Below are 16,391 nucleotides of genomic sequence, written 5' to 3' on the forward strand. Positions count from 1 at the left end.
GTCTCCGGCATATCGCCCCCTGGGACACGGGTCACTCACCGCTGCCGCAGCGCGAACCACAACTCCATCCGTACGTCCGGGTCGTCCAGGTCGGCTTCCAACAACGCCGCACAGCGGGCGATCCGCTGCCGCACGGTGTTGCGGTGCACGTCCAGCGCCACCGCCGTACGGTCCCAACTGCCGTGCAGGGACAGCCAGGCGCGCAAGGTCTCGGCGAGCGCGGGCTGAGCGGCGAGCGGGGCGAGCAGCGCACGCGCGTGCGCCTGGGCGTCCGCCGGGGGCACCAGGTCCTCCAGCCCGGGGCGGGCGCCGTGCCGGACCAGCGGAGCGCGGGTGGCACGGGCGCGGGCCAGGGCACGGGCCGCCTGGGTGTCCGCGGCCGGCCACTCCCGCGGGCCGACGGCCGCGCTGACCCCGAGCGTCCAGCCCGGCTGCCCGACCGGCTCCCGCTCGGCGGGCACCAGCACCCGTACGACGTCACGGGCGAGGTCGACCAGCGGCGAGCCCAGGGCCGCGCCCAGCGCGGAGGCGGCCACGGCGTCCGGCAGCTGCGACTCCGGCCGCGCGTGCACCACGACCCACCGCCCCTCTCCGACGAGCGGTGCCACCTCCTCCGGGGCCGAGCCGAGCAGCAGCCGCACGAGCGCGGAGGAGCGAGCCGCTCCGGCCCCGCTGTGGTGCTCACCGGTGAGCAGGGAGAGCAGGACCGCGGCGACGGAGGCGATGGTGTGGTCCCCCGGCTCACGCCTCGCACTGGCCACCCCGAGCACGAACCCGCCTCCGGCGCCGAGGGCGTAGGCGGCCAGGTGGGTGTCACCGAGGGTGTCGGTGGCGGATGTGGGGGTGGGGGAGGTGGGGACGGGGGCGGGACGGGAGACGCCGTCCGGCTCGTGGTCCGGCGGGGGAGTCGGCCGGCCCGGCGGCCGTACGACCGCCGTCAGGGCCGACAGTGCCTCCTGGACCCCCTGTGCCTGTTCCCGGCCCGCTCCGGCGATCTCGGTGCCGTCGGATCCGTACAGGGCCGCGTGGCCGCTCAGACGCTGGGCCAGCTGGCGCAGGACCGAGGGGACCGGGTCGGGGCGGGAGGCGGCGGCCGCGAGGCTCTGCTGGGCCTCCGTGACCCGGCGCAGCTCGGCCAGGCGGGCCTGCGCCATCAGCTGCCAGACCGCGCGGGCGACGCCGGAGAAGGTCGTCTGCGGCGGGACCTCCAGGAGCGGGAGGCCGTGGGTGTCGCAGGCGGCGACCAGGGCGCGCGGCACCGTGTCGTGCACGGGGGCCAGGCCGAAGCCGAGGGCAGCCCCGCCCGCGGCCACGATCCGCGAGACGTAGTCGTCGAAGTAGGTCCCCGAGCCCGCCGCCTCCGGGATGTGCACCCCGGCCGTGAGCAGCAGCTCGCCGCCCAGCAGGTACGGGTACGGGTCAGCCATCTCCGAGGTGTGCGCCCAGTGGATCACGATGTCCGGGTCCGAGGGGCCCGCGATCTGGCGCAGCGCGAGATCCTCCCGGGCCAGCAGCGCCGAGAGCGGTACGGGTGGGGTCGGTGGGACGGCTGGGGTGATCGTCTCGGGCATGATGTGCGTTTCCTCCATCCCGCCCCGTTCGTATGGATGAAACGTACACTTCGCAGTCGCTTTCCGGCCACCTAGTGTCAAGTCAGCACGGCAGCCGCGGGTACGGGCGGATGTCCCCGCGATCCGCTGCCGGCGCCCCCATGTATCTGCACGACACGCCACCGACAGTGCGCGAAGGAGGGCCCCATGGCCGTCGACTACACAGTGATCGTCGTCTATCTCGCCGGCATGCTGGCGATGGGCTGGTGGGGCATGCGTCGCGCCAAGTCGAAGAGCGAGTTCCTGGTGGCGGGCCGCCGCCTCGGGCCCGCCATGTACTCCGGCACCATGGCCGCGATCGTCCTCGGCGGCGCGTCCACCATCGGCGGCGTCGGCCTCGGCTACCAGTACGGCCTCTCCGGCGCCTGGATGGTCTTCACCATCGGCCTCGGCCTGCTGGCCCTGTCGGTCTTCTTCTCCGCGCGCATCGCCCGGCTGAAGGTCTACACGGTCTCCGAGATGCTGGACCTGCGCTACGGCGGCCGGGCCGGTGTCATCTCCGGCGTGGTCATGTGGGCGTACACCCTCATGCTGGCCGTCACCTCGACCATCGCCTACGCCACGATCTTCGACGTGCTGTTCGACATGAACCGCACCGTCGCGATCATCCTCGGCGGTTCGATCGTCGTCGCGTACTCGACGCTCGGCGGCATGTGGTCCATCACGCTCACCGACATGGTGCAGTTCGTGGTCAAGACGATCGGCGTGCTCCTGCTCCTGCTGCCCATCGCGGTGGTCAAGGCGGGCGGCTTCTCCGAGATGAAGGCCAAGCTGCCGACCTCGTACTTCGACCCGCTGGGCATCGGCGGCGAGACGATCTTCACCTACGTGCTGATCTACACCTTCGGCATGCTGATCGGCCAGGACATCTGGCAGCGCGTGTTCACCGCGCGCAGCGACAAGACCGCCAGGTGGGGCGGCACGGTGGCCGGAACCTACTGTCTGGCCTACGCCCTCGCCGGCGCCGTCATCGGCACCGCCGCCAAGGTGCTCTACCCCAAGCTCGGCAGCCCGGACGACGCCTTCGCGACCATCGTCAAGGACGAACTGCCCGTCGGCGTGCGCGGCCTGGTGCTGGCCGCCGCCCTCGCCGCCGTGATGTCGACCTCCTCCGGCGCCCTGATCGCCTGCGCCACCGTCGCCAACAACGACATCTGGTCCCGGCTGCGCGGCGTGGTGCGCCGCGACGGCGAGGAACACGACGAGGTCAAGGGCAACCGCGTCTTCATCCTGATCATGGGCATCGGGGTGATCGGCACGGCGATCGCGCTGAACAACGTCGTCGAGGCCCTGACGGTCGCCTACAACCTCCTCGTCGCCGGCCTGCTCGTCCCGATCCTCGGCGGACTGCTGTGGAAGCGCGGCACCGTGCAGGGTGCGCTGGCCTCCGTGATCGTCGGCGGCCTCGCCGTGATCGGCCTGATGGCGGGCTACGGCATCCTCGCCAACGAGCCCGTCTACTACGGCCTGCTCGCCTCCCTCGCCGTCTACGTGGCCGTCTCCCTGGCCACGAAGCCCACCGACGAGGCCGTCCTCACCACCTGGCGCGAGCGCCTGGCGGGACGGTCCCCCGAACTTGCGTCCGAACCGGTCCCGGCTCACCAGTAGAGTCGTAGGGAAAGCAGTACATGCGCGATGAAGCGCAGGAAAGAAGGCATTTCACCATGAGCAGCAACGAGACGCCCCGCGGCCCCGTCGACTCCTCCCGCATCCCGCGGTACGCCGGCCCCGCGACCTTCGCCCGGCTGCCCCGCCTGGACGAGGTCGGCACCGCCGACGTCGCCGTCGTGGGCGTGCCGTTCGACTCCGGCGTCTCGTACCGGCCGGGCGCCCGCTTCGGCGGCAACGCGATCCGCGAGGCGTCCCGGCTGCTGCGCCCCTACAACCCGGCGCAGGACGCCTCTCCCTTCGCCCTCGCCCAGGTCGCGGACGGCGGCGACATCGCCGTGAACCCGTTCAACATCAACGAGGCCGTGGACACGATCGAGGCGGCCGCCGACGACCTCCTCGGCACCGGCGCCCGTCTGATGACCCTCGGCGGCGATCACACGATCGCCCTCCCCCTCCTCCGCTCGGTCGCGAAGAAGCACGGCCCGGTCGCCCTGCTCCACTTCGACGCCCACCTGGACACCTGGGACACCTACTTCGGCGCCGAGTACACGCACGGCACCCCGTTCCGCCGCGCGGTGGAGGAAGGCATCCTCGACACCGAGGCGCTCTCCCACGTCGGCACCCGCGGCCCGCTGTACGGCAAGCAGGACCTCACCGACGACGAGAAGATGGGCTTCGGCATCGTCACCTCCGCGGACATCTACCGCCGCGGCGCCGACGAGGTCGCCGACCAGCTGCGCCAGCGCATCGGCGACCGGCCGCTGTACATCTCCATCGACATCGACTGCCTCGACCCGGCCCACGCGCCCGGCACGGGCACGCCGGAGGCGGGCGGCATGACCTCCCGCGAACTCCTGGAGATCCTGCGCGGGCTGGCATCGTGCAACCTGGTCTCGGCGGACGTCGTCGAGGTCGCGCCGGCGTACGACCACGCCGAGATCACCTCGGTCGCGGCCTCCCACACGGCCTACGAACTGACCACCATCATGAGCCGCCAGATCGCGGCGGCACGGAAGGACGCGGAAGCGCAGTGACTCACGACCACGACCTGGTACTCCGCCCGACGGCGGCACAGATCTCGACCGCGCTGAACCCGCCCCCCGGGCGCAACGGCGGAGACCTGGTCGTGGAGACCCTGGCCGGGCTCGGCGCCACGACGGTGTTCGGTCTGCCCGGCCAGCACGCCCTGGGCATGTTCGACGCCCTGCGCCGCTCCGCCCTCCGCTACATCGGCCTGCGGGTGGAGAACAACGCGGGTTTCGCGGCGGACGCGTACGGCCGGATCACCGGCGAGGCGGCACCGCTGCTGCTCTCGACGGGCCCCGGCGCGCTGACCTCGCTGGCCGCCCTGCAGGAGGCAGCCGCCGCCTCCGCGCCCGTCCTGGCGATCAGCAGCCAGATCCCGACGGCCGGTCTGGGCGGTGGCCGCCACGGCTACCTCCACGAACTCCCGGACCAGGCGGCCTCGTTCCGGGGTGTGGTGAAGTCGGTCCACACGGTCCGCACCCAGTCCCAGATCCCCTCCGCCGTCGCGGCGGCCTGGCAGTCGGCGCTGACGGCTCCGCACGGCCCGGTGTGGGTGGAGATCCCGCAGGACGTCCTGCTCGCCGAGACCGCCCTGCCCGTGGTGACGGCGATGGACGCGACCCCGGACGACCTGGCCCCGCGCCCCGAACTCACCGCGGTGGCAGCGGACCTGCTGTCCTGTGCCGCCCGCCCGGCGATCATCGCGGGCGGCGGGGTCGTACGCTCGGACGCCTCGGGCAAGCTTCTGCAACTGGCCGAGAAGCTGGACGCACCCGTCGTCACCACCTTCGGCGGCAAGGGCGCGTTCCCCTGGGAGCACCCCCTCTCCCTCCAGTCCTGGCTGGAGGACCGCCACACGACGGACTTCCTGGAGGACGCGGACGTCCTTCTGGTGGTCGGCTCGGGCCTCGGCGAACTTTCCTCGAACTACCACACGTTCAAGCCCCGGGGCCGAGTGATCCAGATCGAGGCGGACCTCGGCAAGCTGGAGTCCAACTACCCGGCGCTCGGCATCCACGCGGACGCCCGCCTGGCGCTCCAGGCCCTGCTGGAGACGGTGGAGGAGCGCACGGACGAGTCGGTGCAGCAGCGGGTGCGCGAGGTGCTGTCCCGTGTCGGTGAGCGCATCGCCTCCCAGGAACTGACCCTGGAACAGGACGTGTTGAGGTCGGTCCGCCGGGCGCTGCCCGACGGCTCCCCGTCGCTCTGGGACATGACGATCCTGGCGTACTGGGCATGGTCGGCCTTCGACCCGCGCAGCACGAACCTGATGCACTCGGCCCAGGGCGCCGGCGGCCTCGGCTACGGCTTCCCCGCGGCGCTCGGCGCGGCGGCCGCGGACCCGACCCGCCCGGTCCTGGCGGTGTCCGGCGACGGCGGTGCCCTGTACTCGATCGCCGAGCTGGCGACGGCGAAGCAGTACGACCTGCCGGTCACCTGGCTGATCGTCGACGACGGCGGCTACGGCATCCTGCGCGAGTACATGACGGACGCCTTCGGCCAGGCGACGGCCACGGAACTGACCCGCCCGGACTATGTGGCGCTCGCCGAGTCCTTCGGCGTCCCCGGGATCCGCACGAGCCCGGAGACCCTGGAGACGGACCTGGCGAAGGCGCTCGCGTCACCGGGCCCGTCGGTGGTCGTACTCCCGGCGGTCCTGCGGATGTTCGCGCCTACGCACCTGGGCTAGGACGCCTACTGCCCAGCCGGAGTTCTCCCGGACCAGCACCCCGGGCCCGTCAGGTGTCACGACCGGAACCCGTGCCTCGTCGAACTCGGCGAGGCGGGTCTCGTCGATAGCCGGCGGGCAAGGAACAGGTCGTGCCGGTTCCCGGAGCCGTAGATGTGGAGGGCGACGGCGGCCCTGAGCCGGTCGAGCAATTCCACCGGCCAGTCCCGTCCGGGTCGAGGAAGACGTGCCGCCGGCTGTCGTCCGCGTCAGCCATGAGGGGAGCGTGGCATACGGCGCCTCACCAGCCGTAGATCTCTCCGGTGCCGGCGTCCAGGACCGTGTCGTACGGCTCGCAGTTGTCGCCGTCTCCGTGGGGCGTGCACCGGTGGTCGGTGACGCGGACGGACCACACCACGCGCCAGGGGCCCTGCCGGCCCTTGGCGCGTTCGGTCTTCAGCGTGTCGGCGGTCGCTGCTCCGGAATGCCGCACAGCGTCCCGTCGGCGTCCACGGCGTGTTCCGTTCCAGAAACGCCGTCGACCTGGCCGGCGTCGAACCGGGCAGGCTCGCGCGCCGTCTCGAAGGACCAGCGTCCGCCCGGGTCATCAGGCATGTGGATCAGCATGCCGCGCCGGTCCGCGGCTGCCCGGGGTCAGCAGGCGCCCGCGCCCACCCCGTCGATCCGCCCGCCGAAGTCGCCGGAGTACTGGGAGCGCCAGTCGCCGTTGAAGACGTCCCGCTTCTCCACCGGGTCCCAGTTGATGAAGCAGGCGCGGGTGGAGGCGACGAAGGAGCCCACGTTGTCGTGGAGGTTGGGCGGCATGTCGCGGTAGCCGCTGCGGGACGTCCACTCCCAGTAGTCCCCGCCGAAGCCGTCCCCGCTCCAGAAGCACACCGAGCCGTCGGGACAGGAGGGCGCGGCGGCCTGGGCCGAGGCGGTCTGGGCGGGCAGGAGCAGGGCGGTCAGGGCGAGAGCGGCGGCCAGCGACCAAGAGCGAATCTTCACGAGCCTCTCCAGAAAGGGGAGTTGGAATGTCTCGGCGGAGGTGCCGAGGCATCGCCATGCTCCTGTTCCGGATCGGGGACACGCCCGGGCCCAAGATCGACGTCACCGGTGTGGGCGAACTAGTAGAACTAGTACAACCGGCGCCCACTCCGTTCTGACAGCCGCTGGCTGCCGCCCGCCTACCAGATCTCGTCGACCCACTCCGGGTGGTCGATGAACGGGTTCCGGTTGTGCTGGTAGGAGTCGTAGATGACCTGGTTGCGGCGCTCCTCGAAGGCGTCCGGCGGGTCCTCGTCGTTCCACTTCTTCAGGATCGACAGCTTGCCGATGTAGGGGTTGCTGCCGTTGCCGACCTTGTCGTCGGGTTCGAGGTCGGCGAAGCCGTCGTCGCCCTCGTAGCGGACCGCCATGTAGAGGATCATGCGGGCGACGTCGCCCTTGACGGCGTCGCGCGGCTCGAAGGAGTCGGAGTCGGCCTTGCTGCCGCCGCTGTTGGTGAACGTGCTGCCGCCCGCGTCGAAGTCGAGGTTGCCGCGCTTGGCGTTGACCGCCACGTCCTCCGGGCGGATGTGGTGCAGGTCGGTACCGGGGCCGGTCGAGGTCGTGAGGCCACCGTGCGAGATCGCCCAGACGTGCTCGCGGTTCCAGTCGCCGCTGTCACCGCCGTTGAGCGACTTGCTGCGGGAGATGCCCGAGTACAGCAGGATCACGTTGCTGCTGTTGTTCGGGTCCTGGTCCGTGCTCTTCAGGGCGTCCCAGAGGGCCGAGTACGACAGCTTCGTCACACCCGAGCCGATGATCGTGTGCAGAGACGACTTCAGGCTCGTGCCGGTCTTGCCGACGGCGTTCTTGTAGTACGTCGAGTCGTACGCGGTCGTGGTCGCCGCTGCCGGGGTCGCGGTCAGGGTGGGGGCGGTGAGGCCGACCAGCACGGCTGCCGTGGTCAGCGCCAGTGCCTTCCAGCGGCGTGGGGGTGTCGCCAGCATCATGTGGGGTCCGTTCTACGCGGGTTGAATGGAGGCGGCAACCGGGAGCGTGGCATGGGCATGCAGCCTGTGCAATGAGCGGGACGTTTCCATCAGGTGAAGGAACACGACAAACGGCCCCCGATCCGGTGATCGGGGGCCGTTTTCAAGAGAGTTGTGTCAGCTGACGTCCGACGGGTCCAGACGGTAGAGCGTCGAGCTGTTGCTCTGCGACGAAGAAGACGAAGAAGACGAAGAAGAGGACGAGGAACTCGAGGAGCCCGAAGAGTCCGAAGACGACTTCGACGTGCTCGAACTCTTGCTGTACGCGCTCTCCTTCACCGCCGTACCGTGCTTCTTCACCCAGTTCGACACCTCGGTGCTGAGGCTGCCGCCGCCGCCGGGCCCGCCGCCCATGCCACCGCCGCTGCCGATCTGGATGTAGTGCAGCTCGCCCTTCTTCACGAGCTCCTTCAGTTTGGCGACCGTCATCGCGTTGTCGGTGCCGGTGAAGCCCCACATGGAAATGACGGGCACGTTGCTGCTGAGCTCGATCTGTGCGGCGCTCTGTGAGTTGGACACCGCCAGCAGCCACTCGGCGCCGTCCTGGTGCTTCTTCAGGTAGGAGATCAGTTCGGTGCTCGCGCCGCCGCCCATGCCGCCACCGCCGAAGCCGCCCGTGCGGCCGGACCGCTGACCGCCTGCGCTGCCGGAGCCGGTCCCCGTACCGCCTGGGGCGGTGCCCGTCGATCCGCTGCTTCCGCCCGGGAGTTCACCGTTCTGGCCGCCGGGGAAGCCCCCGCCCTGCTGGTTGCCTCCCTGCGTTCCCGCGCCGGGGGCGCCGCTCGGTGCGGCCCCGCCCGGGAAGCCGCCGCCCGCCCGGGCGTTCTGGCCGCCCTCGGGCAGCTCGCCGTTCCCGCCGCCGGGGAAGCCGCCCCGGTTGCCCCCACCGGGGCCGCCGCCGAAGCCGCTCCCCGTCGAGGGGCCCGCCGTCGGATTCGTACCGCCCATGCCACCGCCGCCGGACTCCGACGGCACCGACCACGCGTACGCTGCCGGTCCGGCGGCGGCCGCCACGACCGCCGCCGCCACGGAGGCCGCCAGCAGCCGTGCCCGGTTGCCGGTGCGGAAGAGGAGCAGGCCCGCCACGGCCGCCGCCATGACCACGCCGATCGTGGGCCACAGCCAGGTGTTCCAGCCGGATGCCCGGCGGAGCAGGACGATCGCCCACAGTGCCGTGACCGTGAGAGCGGCCGGCAGGACCCACGCCCAGCGCTTGTCCGTCCGGAAGGCCCGCCACAGCATCACGCCGCCGCCTCCGCACAGCGCGGCGATGCCGGGCGCGAGCGCGGTCGTGTAGTACGGGTGCATGGTGCCCTCGGCCATGGCGAAGGTCAGGTAGTGCAGGGCCGTCCAGCCGCCCCACAGCACGAGTGCGGCTCGGGCGAGGTCGGTGCGCGGGGCGCGGCCGCGGAGGATCAGACCGCCGCCGCAGGCGAGGGCCGCGAAGGGGATCAGCCAGGAGATCTGGCCGCCGAGGATGTCGTTGAAGAGCCGGCCGATGCCCGCGGAACCGGAGAAGCCGCCTCCGCCGCCACCGCCTACGCCGTTGCCCTCGCCGCCGAAGACCCGGCCCAGGCCGTTGTACCCCATGATCAGGTTCCAGGCCGTGCCGTCCGTCGAACCACCGATGTAGGGGCGGTCGGCGGCGGGGACCAGCGACACCGCGGCCGCCCACCAGAAGCTCGACACCGCCAGCGCCACGGCCGCGAGCAGCAGATTGACGATCCGTTTCGTGAGCGGGATGCGGGCCGCGTACAGGTAGACCGCGAAGACCGCGGGCAGCGCGATGTAGCCCTGCAGCATCTTGGCGTTGAAGGCGAGACCGAAGCAGACCGCCGAGCCGAGCAGCGGCAGCAGACGGCCGCCCGCCGCCGCGCGCAGGGCCAGGGCCGCCCCGCCGACCATCAGCAGGACCAGCAGCGTGTCGGGGTTGTTGTCCCGGTTGATGGCCACGGTGATCGGGGTCAGCGCCAGGACCAGGGCCGCGAGTGCCGCCGCGCCGTGGCCCCACACCCGCTTCACCGAGGCGTGCAGGACCCAGATCGTCGCCAGTGCGGCCACGATCATCGGAGCCATCATCTGCCAGGTGCCGAAGCCGAAGACGCGGCAGGACAGGCCCATGACCATGAGGGCGAGGGGCGGTTTGTCGACGGTGAGGAAGTTGCCCGCGTCCAGCGAGCCGAAGAACCACGCCTTCCAGCTCTGCGTGCCGCTGAGCACGGCCGCGCTGTAGAAGCTGTTGAGGCCGGAGCCGGAGAGGTTCCAGGAGTAGAGCACCGCGGCCAGGATCATGATCGCGACCAGTGCGGGGAGCGACCAGCGGGGCGCCGGGTCCGCGGCCGGGGACGGCGGAGCGGGCGTCACGGTCGGGTGGGAGAGGGGATCGGTGGCAGATGTCACCAGTGCACCGTGCAGTGCGGCGATGGGTGACGGCTGTGGCCCGCCTGGGGAGAGCCTGTGGGTGTCCCGCCCGGCACCGGTCGAGACTTTCGCACTGATCGAACTCCCGAACTAGGAACACGCGTGCAACTTTTGGCCGGCTCTGTGTGTCAACACAGGTATGACTTCCCGTACCTCCATACGCGCCGGTGCGCTCGCAGCCGCCCTCGGCGCCGTGGTGCTCATACCGGCCGTCACCGTCGCCGCTCCGGCCGCGGCGGTCGCGCCCGCCGTCAGCTGTACGTCAGCCAAGGCGGGCCTGGCCACCAAGCTGCAGAAGGACATCACGGCGGCGCTCGCGAACCGCAAGGGCACCGTCGCGATCGGCCTGTACGACCGCTCCACCAAGACCACCTGCACCCTGCGCGCCACCAGCGCCTACGACTCGGCCAGCACGGTCAAGGTCACCGTCCTCGCCACGCTGCTGTGGGACGCGAAGAAGCACAACCGGTATCTGACGAGCACCGAGCAGTCGCTCGCCACGGCCATGATCACCAAGTCCGACAACGACGCGACCAGCAAGCTGTGGAAGCAGCTGGGCCTGACGAAGATCAAGGGCTTCCTGTCCGCCGCCGGCATGACAAAGACCACACCGGGTGCGGGCGGCTACTGGGGCCTGACCCAGATCAACGTCACCGACGAGCAGAAGCTGCTCAAGCTCGTCACCGCCAAGAACACCGTGCTGAGCGACAACTCCCGCGCCTACATCCTGAAGTTGATGGGCAAGGTCATCTCGTCGCAGCGCTGGGGCACGCCCGCCGGGGCGCCCTCCTCGGTCGCCGTGCACGTCAAGAACGGCTGGCTGCAGCGCGCCACGCACGGCTGGCGGGTGCACAGCCTGGGCACCTTCAACGGCGGCGGCCACGACTACATGGTCAGCGTGCTGACGCAGGACAACAGCACCATGGACTACGGCGTGACCACCATCCAGAACGTCGCCAAGGCCATCCACAAGGACCTGGTGCCGACGACGTCCTCCGTCACGCGGTACACCCCGACCAGTGCGCCCAGCGAGGCGTTCGTGGCGGTACCGCCGCAGGGCTGAGCCTTCACGAGGCGGTCTCCCGCCGGTCACCGGACCGTTCTACGGTGACGCCCATGCGCCTGAGAACCGTACTCGCCACGCTCACCGCCGGCCTGGCGGCGGCCACTTGCCTGACCGCCGCCGGGCCCGCAAGCGCCAACTCCGTCCAGGGCAACGCCTGTTCGCCCGCCGTCTCCATCGACCGCTTCTCCGATGTGCTCGACAAGACGACGTACCAGGGCACCGTCGTCGGCAACTTCTCCGCGCTCGCGGTGGACCGGGACGGCTCCCTCGCCGCGCTGGAGGACCGCTCGGTGCTGTTCGGTCTGGACCCGAAGAGCCTCCAGCCGACCTCGGCCGTCCCTCTCGCCGACGAGAGGGGTGCCGTCCTCGACTCCGAGGGGCTCGTCATCGACCGCGACGGCACCCGGTTGATCTCCTCCGAGACCGAGCCGTCCGTGCGCCGCTACTCCTGGGACGGGAAGATCCTCGACCGCCTCCCGGTCCCGTCCTCCCTCCTGGCCGCCCCGGCCGGCCGCGCCACCCGCAACCAGACCTTCGAGGGCCTGACCCTGCTGCCCGGCAGCCACACCCTGCTGGCCTCCATGGAGGGCGCGCTCTCGGGCGACTCCGGCGACATCGTCCGCTTCCAGACCTGGACCCGCCACCACGGCGGCTTCCGGCTCGCCGCCCAGTACGCCTACCGCACCGACGCCGGCCTCGGCGTCCCGGAGGTCCAGGCCACCCCCGACGGCCGCCTCCTCGTCCTGGAGCGCGGCTTCACCGCGGGCGTCGGCAACACCGTGCGCCTCTACCTGGCCGACCCCCGCCACGCCACGGACACCAGCGGCATCGAGAACCTGACCGGCCGGCCTGGCGTCCGCCTGATCAAGAAGACCCTGCTCGCGGACATCGCCACCTGCCCTTCCCTGGGTGCCACGGCCAAGCAGCCACAGCCGAACCCCCTGCTCGACAACATCGAGGGCATGACGATCACGGGGCGTGACCACACCGGCCGCCTGCGGGTCCTGCTGGTCAGCGACGACAATGAGAACAAGGCACAGACGACCCGGTTCTACTACCTGCGAGTACGTGTCTGACATGCGCCCTCGTTTTGTTACGGCGGGATGAAAATCGCATCTGTCGGCGTTGGTGCCTTCCGGTAGATCAGGTCCAGAGGGAGGCACCGGCGTGGCGGCGCAACGGGGATGGGCACGACGGCTGGCGGGCTACGCCTGGCGGTATCCGAAGGACGTCGTCCTGGCCCTCGGCTCCTCTCTGGCCGGCATGGCGGTGGTGGCCCTCGTCCCGCTGATCACCAAGGTGATCATCGACGACGTCATCGGCGGCCACACCCGCTCCATGGCCCCCTGGGCCGGCGCCCTGCTCGGCGCCGCCGTCGCGGTCTACGCGCTCACCTACGTCCGCCGCTACTACGGCGGCCGGCTCGCCCTCGACGTCCAGCACGACCTGCGGACCGAGATGTACGACACGATCACCCGCCTCGACGGCCGCCGCCAGGACGAGCTGTCCACCGGGCAGGTGGTCGGCCGGGCCACCAGCGACCTCCAGCTGATCCAGGGCCTGCTCTTCATGCTCCCGATGACCATCGGGAACGTCCTGCTCTTCCTGATCTCCCTGGTGATCATGGCCTGGCTGTCGCTGCCGCTGACCCTGGTCGCCCTGGCCGTGGCCCCGGCCCTCGGCTGGATCGCCAAGCGCAGCCGCAGCAAGCTCCACCCCGCCACCTGGTACGCCCAGGCCCAGGCCGCCGCCGTGGCCGGAGTGGTCGACGGCGCGGTGAGCGGCGTACGCGTGGTGAAGGGGTTCGGGCAGGAGGAGCAGGAGACCGGGAAGCTCCGGGAGGTCGGCCGCCGCCTCTTCGCGGGGCGCCTGCGCACCATACGGATGAACAGCAGGTTCACCCCCGCTCTCCAGGCCGTCCCGGCCCTCGGCCAGGTCGCCATGCTGGCGCTCGGCGGCTGGCTGGCCGTGCGGGGGCACATCACCCTCGGCACCTTCGTCGCCTTCTCCACCTACCTCGCCCAGCTGGTCGGCCCGGTCCGCATGCTCGCCGTGGTCCTCACCGTCGGCCAGCAGGCCCGCGCCGGCACCGAGCGCGTCCTGGAGCTGATCGACACCGAGCCGACGATGAAGGACGGCACCAGGACCCTGCCGGCCGACGTGCCGGCGGCCGTCGAGTTCGACGACGTGTCCTTCGGGTACGACCATGAGCGGCCGGTCCTCGAAGGGCTCAGCTTCGAGATCCGCCCCGGTGAGACCCTCGCCGTCGTCGGCTCCTCCGGCTCCGGCAAGTCCACCCTCTCCCTGCTCCTGCCGCGCTTCTACGACGTCACCCACGGCGCGGTCCTGATCGGCGGCCACGACGTGCGCGAGCTGACCCTGGACTCGCTCCGGGCCGCGATCGGACTGGTCCCCGAAGATTCGTTCCTCTTCTCGGACACCGTCCGCAACAACATCGCCTACGGCCGCCCGGACGCCACCCAGGAGGAGATCGAGACCGCCGCCCGCGCCGCCCAGGCGGACCGTTTCATCGCCGAGCTGCCCGAGGGCTACGACACCAAGGTCGGCGAGCACGGCCTGACCCTCTCCGGCGGCCAGCGCCAGCGTGTCGCGCTCGCCCGCGCCCTGCTCACCGACCCGCGTCTGCTGGTCCTGGACGACGCGACCTCGGCCGTGGACGCCCGCGTGGAACACGAGATCCACGAGGCGCTGAAGCAGGTCATGCAGGGCCGTACCACCCTTCTCATCGCCCACCGCCGCTCCACCCTCAACCTCGCCGATCGCATCGCCGTCCTCGACGGCGGCCGCCTCGCCGACCTCGGCACCCACGAGGAGCTCCAGGAACGCTCGGCCCTCTACCGCCGCCTGCTGACCGACCCGGACGAGTTGGGCGCGGTCTCCCCGGGCCACGACCGTCCGGCCGAGCCGCAGGAGGACACGTCCGTCCGCGAGGAACTGGACGCCGAGTTCGACGCCGAGCGCGGGGTCACTCCGCGGCTGTGGACCGGCGACCGGGAGCCCAGGGACCAGGCGATGTCGGGCACCCCGGCCACTCCCGAACTCCTCGCCCTGGTCGAGGCGCTGCCCCCGGCCACCGAAACCCCCGACATCGACGAGGCCGGCGCGGTCCGTCCCGAGGAGTCGTACGGCCTCAGGCGTCTGCTCCGCGGCTTCGGGCTGCCCCTGCTGGTCAGCCTGCTGCTGGTCGCGGTGGACGCGGGCGCGGGTCTGCTGCTGCCGGTGCTGATCCGGCACGGCATCGACCAGGGCGTCACGAAGGCGGCCCTCGGCGCGGTGTGGGCGGCCTCCCTGCTGGGCCTGCTCACCGTGCTGGTGCAGTGGGCGGCGCAGATCGGCGAGACCCGGATGACCGGCCGTACCGGCGAACGGGTCCTCTACTCCCTCCGCCTGAAGATCTTCGCCCAGCTCCAGCGGCTCGGTCTCGACTACTACGAGCGCGAGCTGACCGGCCGGATCATGACGCGGATGACCACGGACGTCGACGCCCTGTCCACGTTCCTGCAGACCGGTCTGGTCACCGCGTTCGTCTCGGTCGTCACCTTCTTCGGCATCATGGGCGTCCTGCTGGTGCTCGACGTGCAGCTCGCTCTCGTCGTCTTCGCCACCCTGCCGCCGCTGGTCGTGGCCACCTTCTTCTTCCGCCGGGCGAGCGTGAAGGCGTACGAACTCGCCCGTGAGCGCGTGTCGTCGGTGAACGCCGACCTCCAGGAATCGGTGGCCGGGCTCAGGATCGTGCAGGCGTTCCGGCGCGAGGGCGACGGCAGCCGGCGGTTCGCCGAGCGCAGCGACAGCTACCGGGGCGCCCGCATCCGCGGCCAGTGGCTGATATCCGTCTACTTCCCCTTCGTCCAGCTCTTGTCCTCGGTCGCCGCGGCCGCCGTCCTCATCGCGGGCGCCGGCCGGGTGGAGGCGGCCACGCTGACCACAGGTGCGCTGGTGGCGTACCTCCTCTACATCGACCTGTTCTTCGCCCCGGTCCAGCAGCTCTCCCAGGTCTTCGACGGCTACCAGCAGGCCACGGTCTCGCTGGGCCGCATCCAGGAGCTGCTGGTCGAGCCGACCTCCACGAAGTCCGCCGACGAACCCCTCGACGTCCTGTCCCTGCGCGGCGACATCGCCTTCGAGGACGTGCACTTCGCGTACGGCAACGAGGAAGAGGCGCTGAGCGGCATCGACCTGAGGATCCCGGCCGGGCAGACGGTGGCCTTCGTCGGCGAGACGGGCGCCGGCAAGTCGACCCTCGTCAAGCTGGTGGCCCGCTTCTACGACCCCACCTCCGGCCGGGTCACGGCCGACGGCACGGACCTGCGCGCCCTGGACCTGACCTCGTACCGTCACCGCCTCGGCGTCGTCCCGCAGGAGGCGTACCTGTTCCAGGGCACCGTCCGGGACGCCATCGCCTACGGGCGTCCCGACGCCACCGACGCCGAAGTGGAGGCGGCGGCACGGGCGGTCGGCGCGCACGAGATGATCGCCACGCTCGACGGCGGCTACCTCCACGAGGTCACCGAGCGCGGCCGCAACCTCTCGGCCGGCCAGCGCCAGCTGATCGCACTCGCCCGCGCCGAACTGGTCGGCCCCGACGTCCTCCTCCTCGACGAGGCCACGGCCGCCCTCGACCTGGCCACGGAGGCCCAGGTCAACCAGGCCACCGACCGCCTGGCGGGCCGCCGTACGGACCGCGAGGCGCCCGACCACCACCCCTCGGCGCGCACCACCCTGATCGTCGCCCACCGGCTGACCACGGCCGCCCGCGCGGACCGGGTGGTGGTCATGGACCACGGCCGGGTGGCGGAGGACGGCACCCACGAGGAGCTTCTGGCGAGGGGCGGGCACTACGCCGAGCTGTGGCGGACCTTCATGGGCCGGCCCGAACCGGAGGAGCCGGTGGGCGTGTACCGCTGAGGCCGGCCGAAACGTTCCGCTGACGG

The 16,391-nt window shown here is 71.3% G+C and carries 13 protein-coding genes; 6 read left to right on the forward strand and 7 right to left on the reverse strand.

Features of this window, described 5'->3' with window-relative positions; all coding sequences use genetic code 11:
• Nucleotides 1–35: 35 nt before the first annotated feature.
• Complete coding sequence (locus ABZ471_RS07600) at nt 36–1,571, reverse strand: PucR family transcriptional regulator ligand-binding domain-containing protein (protein ID WP_359063504.1); 1,536 nt, start codon at nt 1,569–1,571, stop codon at nt 36–38.
• A 186-nt stretch (nt 1,572–1,757) separates the two neighbouring features.
• Here ABZ471_RS07600 and ABZ471_RS07605 point away from each other — a divergent pair, with 186 nt between their 5' ends.
• The 3 genes from ABZ471_RS07605 to ABZ471_RS07615 are packed head-to-tail and all read left to right on the forward strand — an operon-like array spanning nt 1,758 to nt 5,937.
• The gene (locus tag ABZ471_RS07605; protein ID WP_359063506.1) at nt 1,758–3,218 is read left to right on the forward strand and encodes a sodium:solute symporter; all 1,461 of its coding nucleotides are present in this window, start codon (nt 1,758–1,760) and stop codon (nt 3,216–3,218) included.
• A gap of 56 nt (nt 3,219–3,274) precedes the next feature.
• On the forward strand, nt 3,275–4,255 hold the full coding sequence (gene speB, locus ABZ471_RS07610) for an agmatinase (RefSeq protein ID WP_359063508.1): 981 nt from the start codon (nt 3,275–3,277) through the stop codon (nt 4,253–4,255).
• Nucleotides 4,252–5,937: a thiamine pyrophosphate-binding protein gene (locus ABZ471_RS07615; RefSeq protein ID WP_359063510.1), complete on the forward strand. Its 1,686-nt coding sequence runs from the start codon at nt 4,252–4,254 to the stop codon at nt 5,935–5,937. The genes speB and ABZ471_RS07615 overlap by 4 nt, the downstream gene beginning before the upstream one ends.
• On the opposite strand, the gene ABZ471_RS07620 is transcribed toward ABZ471_RS07615, so the two are convergent.
• The 6 genes from ABZ471_RS07620 to ABZ471_RS07645 all read right to left on the reverse strand — a co-directional run bounded on the left by ABZ471_RS07620 (nt 5,869) and on the right by ABZ471_RS07645 (nt 10,352).
• Nucleotides 5,869–6,189 carry a DUF6210 family protein gene (locus ABZ471_RS07620; protein ID WP_359063709.1) on the reverse strand — a complete coding sequence of 107 codons (321 nt, stop codon included), beginning with the start codon at nt 6,187–6,189 and terminating at the stop codon, nt 5,869–5,871. The genes ABZ471_RS07615 and ABZ471_RS07620 overlap by 69 nt on opposite strands.
• 28 nt (nt 6,190–6,217) lie before the next feature.
• Nucleotides 6,218–6,409 (reverse strand): hypothetical protein, encoded by a 192-nt coding sequence (locus tag ABZ471_RS07625; protein ID WP_359063512.1) that lies wholly within the window; start codon nt 6,407–6,409, stop codon nt 6,218–6,220.
• Nucleotides 6,373–6,531, reverse strand: coding sequence for a hypothetical protein (locus ABZ471_RS07630; RefSeq protein WP_359063514.1), 159 nt, complete (start codon nt 6,529–6,531; stop codon nt 6,373–6,375). Before ABZ471_RS07630 ends, ABZ471_RS07625 begins: the two co-directional genes overlap by 37 nt.
• Before the next feature lie 39 nt (nt 6,532–6,570).
• Complete coding sequence (locus ABZ471_RS07635) at nt 6,571–6,924, reverse strand: peptidase inhibitor family I36 protein (RefSeq protein WP_359063516.1); 354 nt, start codon at nt 6,922–6,924, stop codon at nt 6,571–6,573.
• Nucleotides 6,925–7,103: 179 nt separating this feature from the next.
• Nucleotides 7,104–7,910, reverse strand: coding sequence for an endonuclease (locus ABZ471_RS07640; protein ID WP_359063711.1), 807 nt, complete (start codon nt 7,908–7,910; stop codon nt 7,104–7,106).
• 159 nt (nt 7,911–8,069) lie between these two features.
• Nucleotides 8,070–10,352: a glycosyltransferase family 39 protein gene (locus ABZ471_RS07645; protein WP_359063518.1), complete on the reverse strand. Its 2,283-nt coding sequence runs from the start codon at nt 10,350–10,352 to the stop codon at nt 8,070–8,072.
• 160 nt (nt 10,353–10,512) lie between these two features.
• On the opposite strand from ABZ471_RS07645, the gene ABZ471_RS07650 reads away from it, so the two are divergent.
• From ABZ471_RS07650 to ABZ471_RS07660, 3 genes are all read left to right on the forward strand, one after another.
• Nucleotides 10,513–11,436 (forward strand): serine hydrolase, encoded by a 924-nt coding sequence (locus ABZ471_RS07650; RefSeq protein ID WP_359063520.1) that lies wholly within the window; start codon nt 10,513–10,515, stop codon nt 11,434–11,436.
• Nucleotides 11,437–11,489: 53 nt separating this feature from the next.
• Nucleotides 11,490–12,515 (forward strand): esterase-like activity of phytase family protein, encoded by a 1,026-nt coding sequence (locus ABZ471_RS07655; protein WP_359063522.1) that lies wholly within the window; start codon nt 11,490–11,492, stop codon nt 12,513–12,515.
• 91 nt (nt 12,516–12,606) lie between these two features.
• Nucleotides 12,607–16,365 (forward strand): ABC transporter ATP-binding protein, encoded by a 3,759-nt coding sequence (locus ABZ471_RS07660; RefSeq protein ID WP_359063524.1) that lies wholly within the window; start codon nt 12,607–12,609, stop codon nt 16,363–16,365.
• Nucleotides 16,366–16,391 lie beyond the last annotated feature (26 nt).

Source organism: Streptomyces sp. NPDC005728 (assembly GCF_040630895.1).
Classification (GTDB): Bacteria; Actinomycetota; Actinomycetes; order Streptomycetales; family Streptomycetaceae; genus Streptomyces.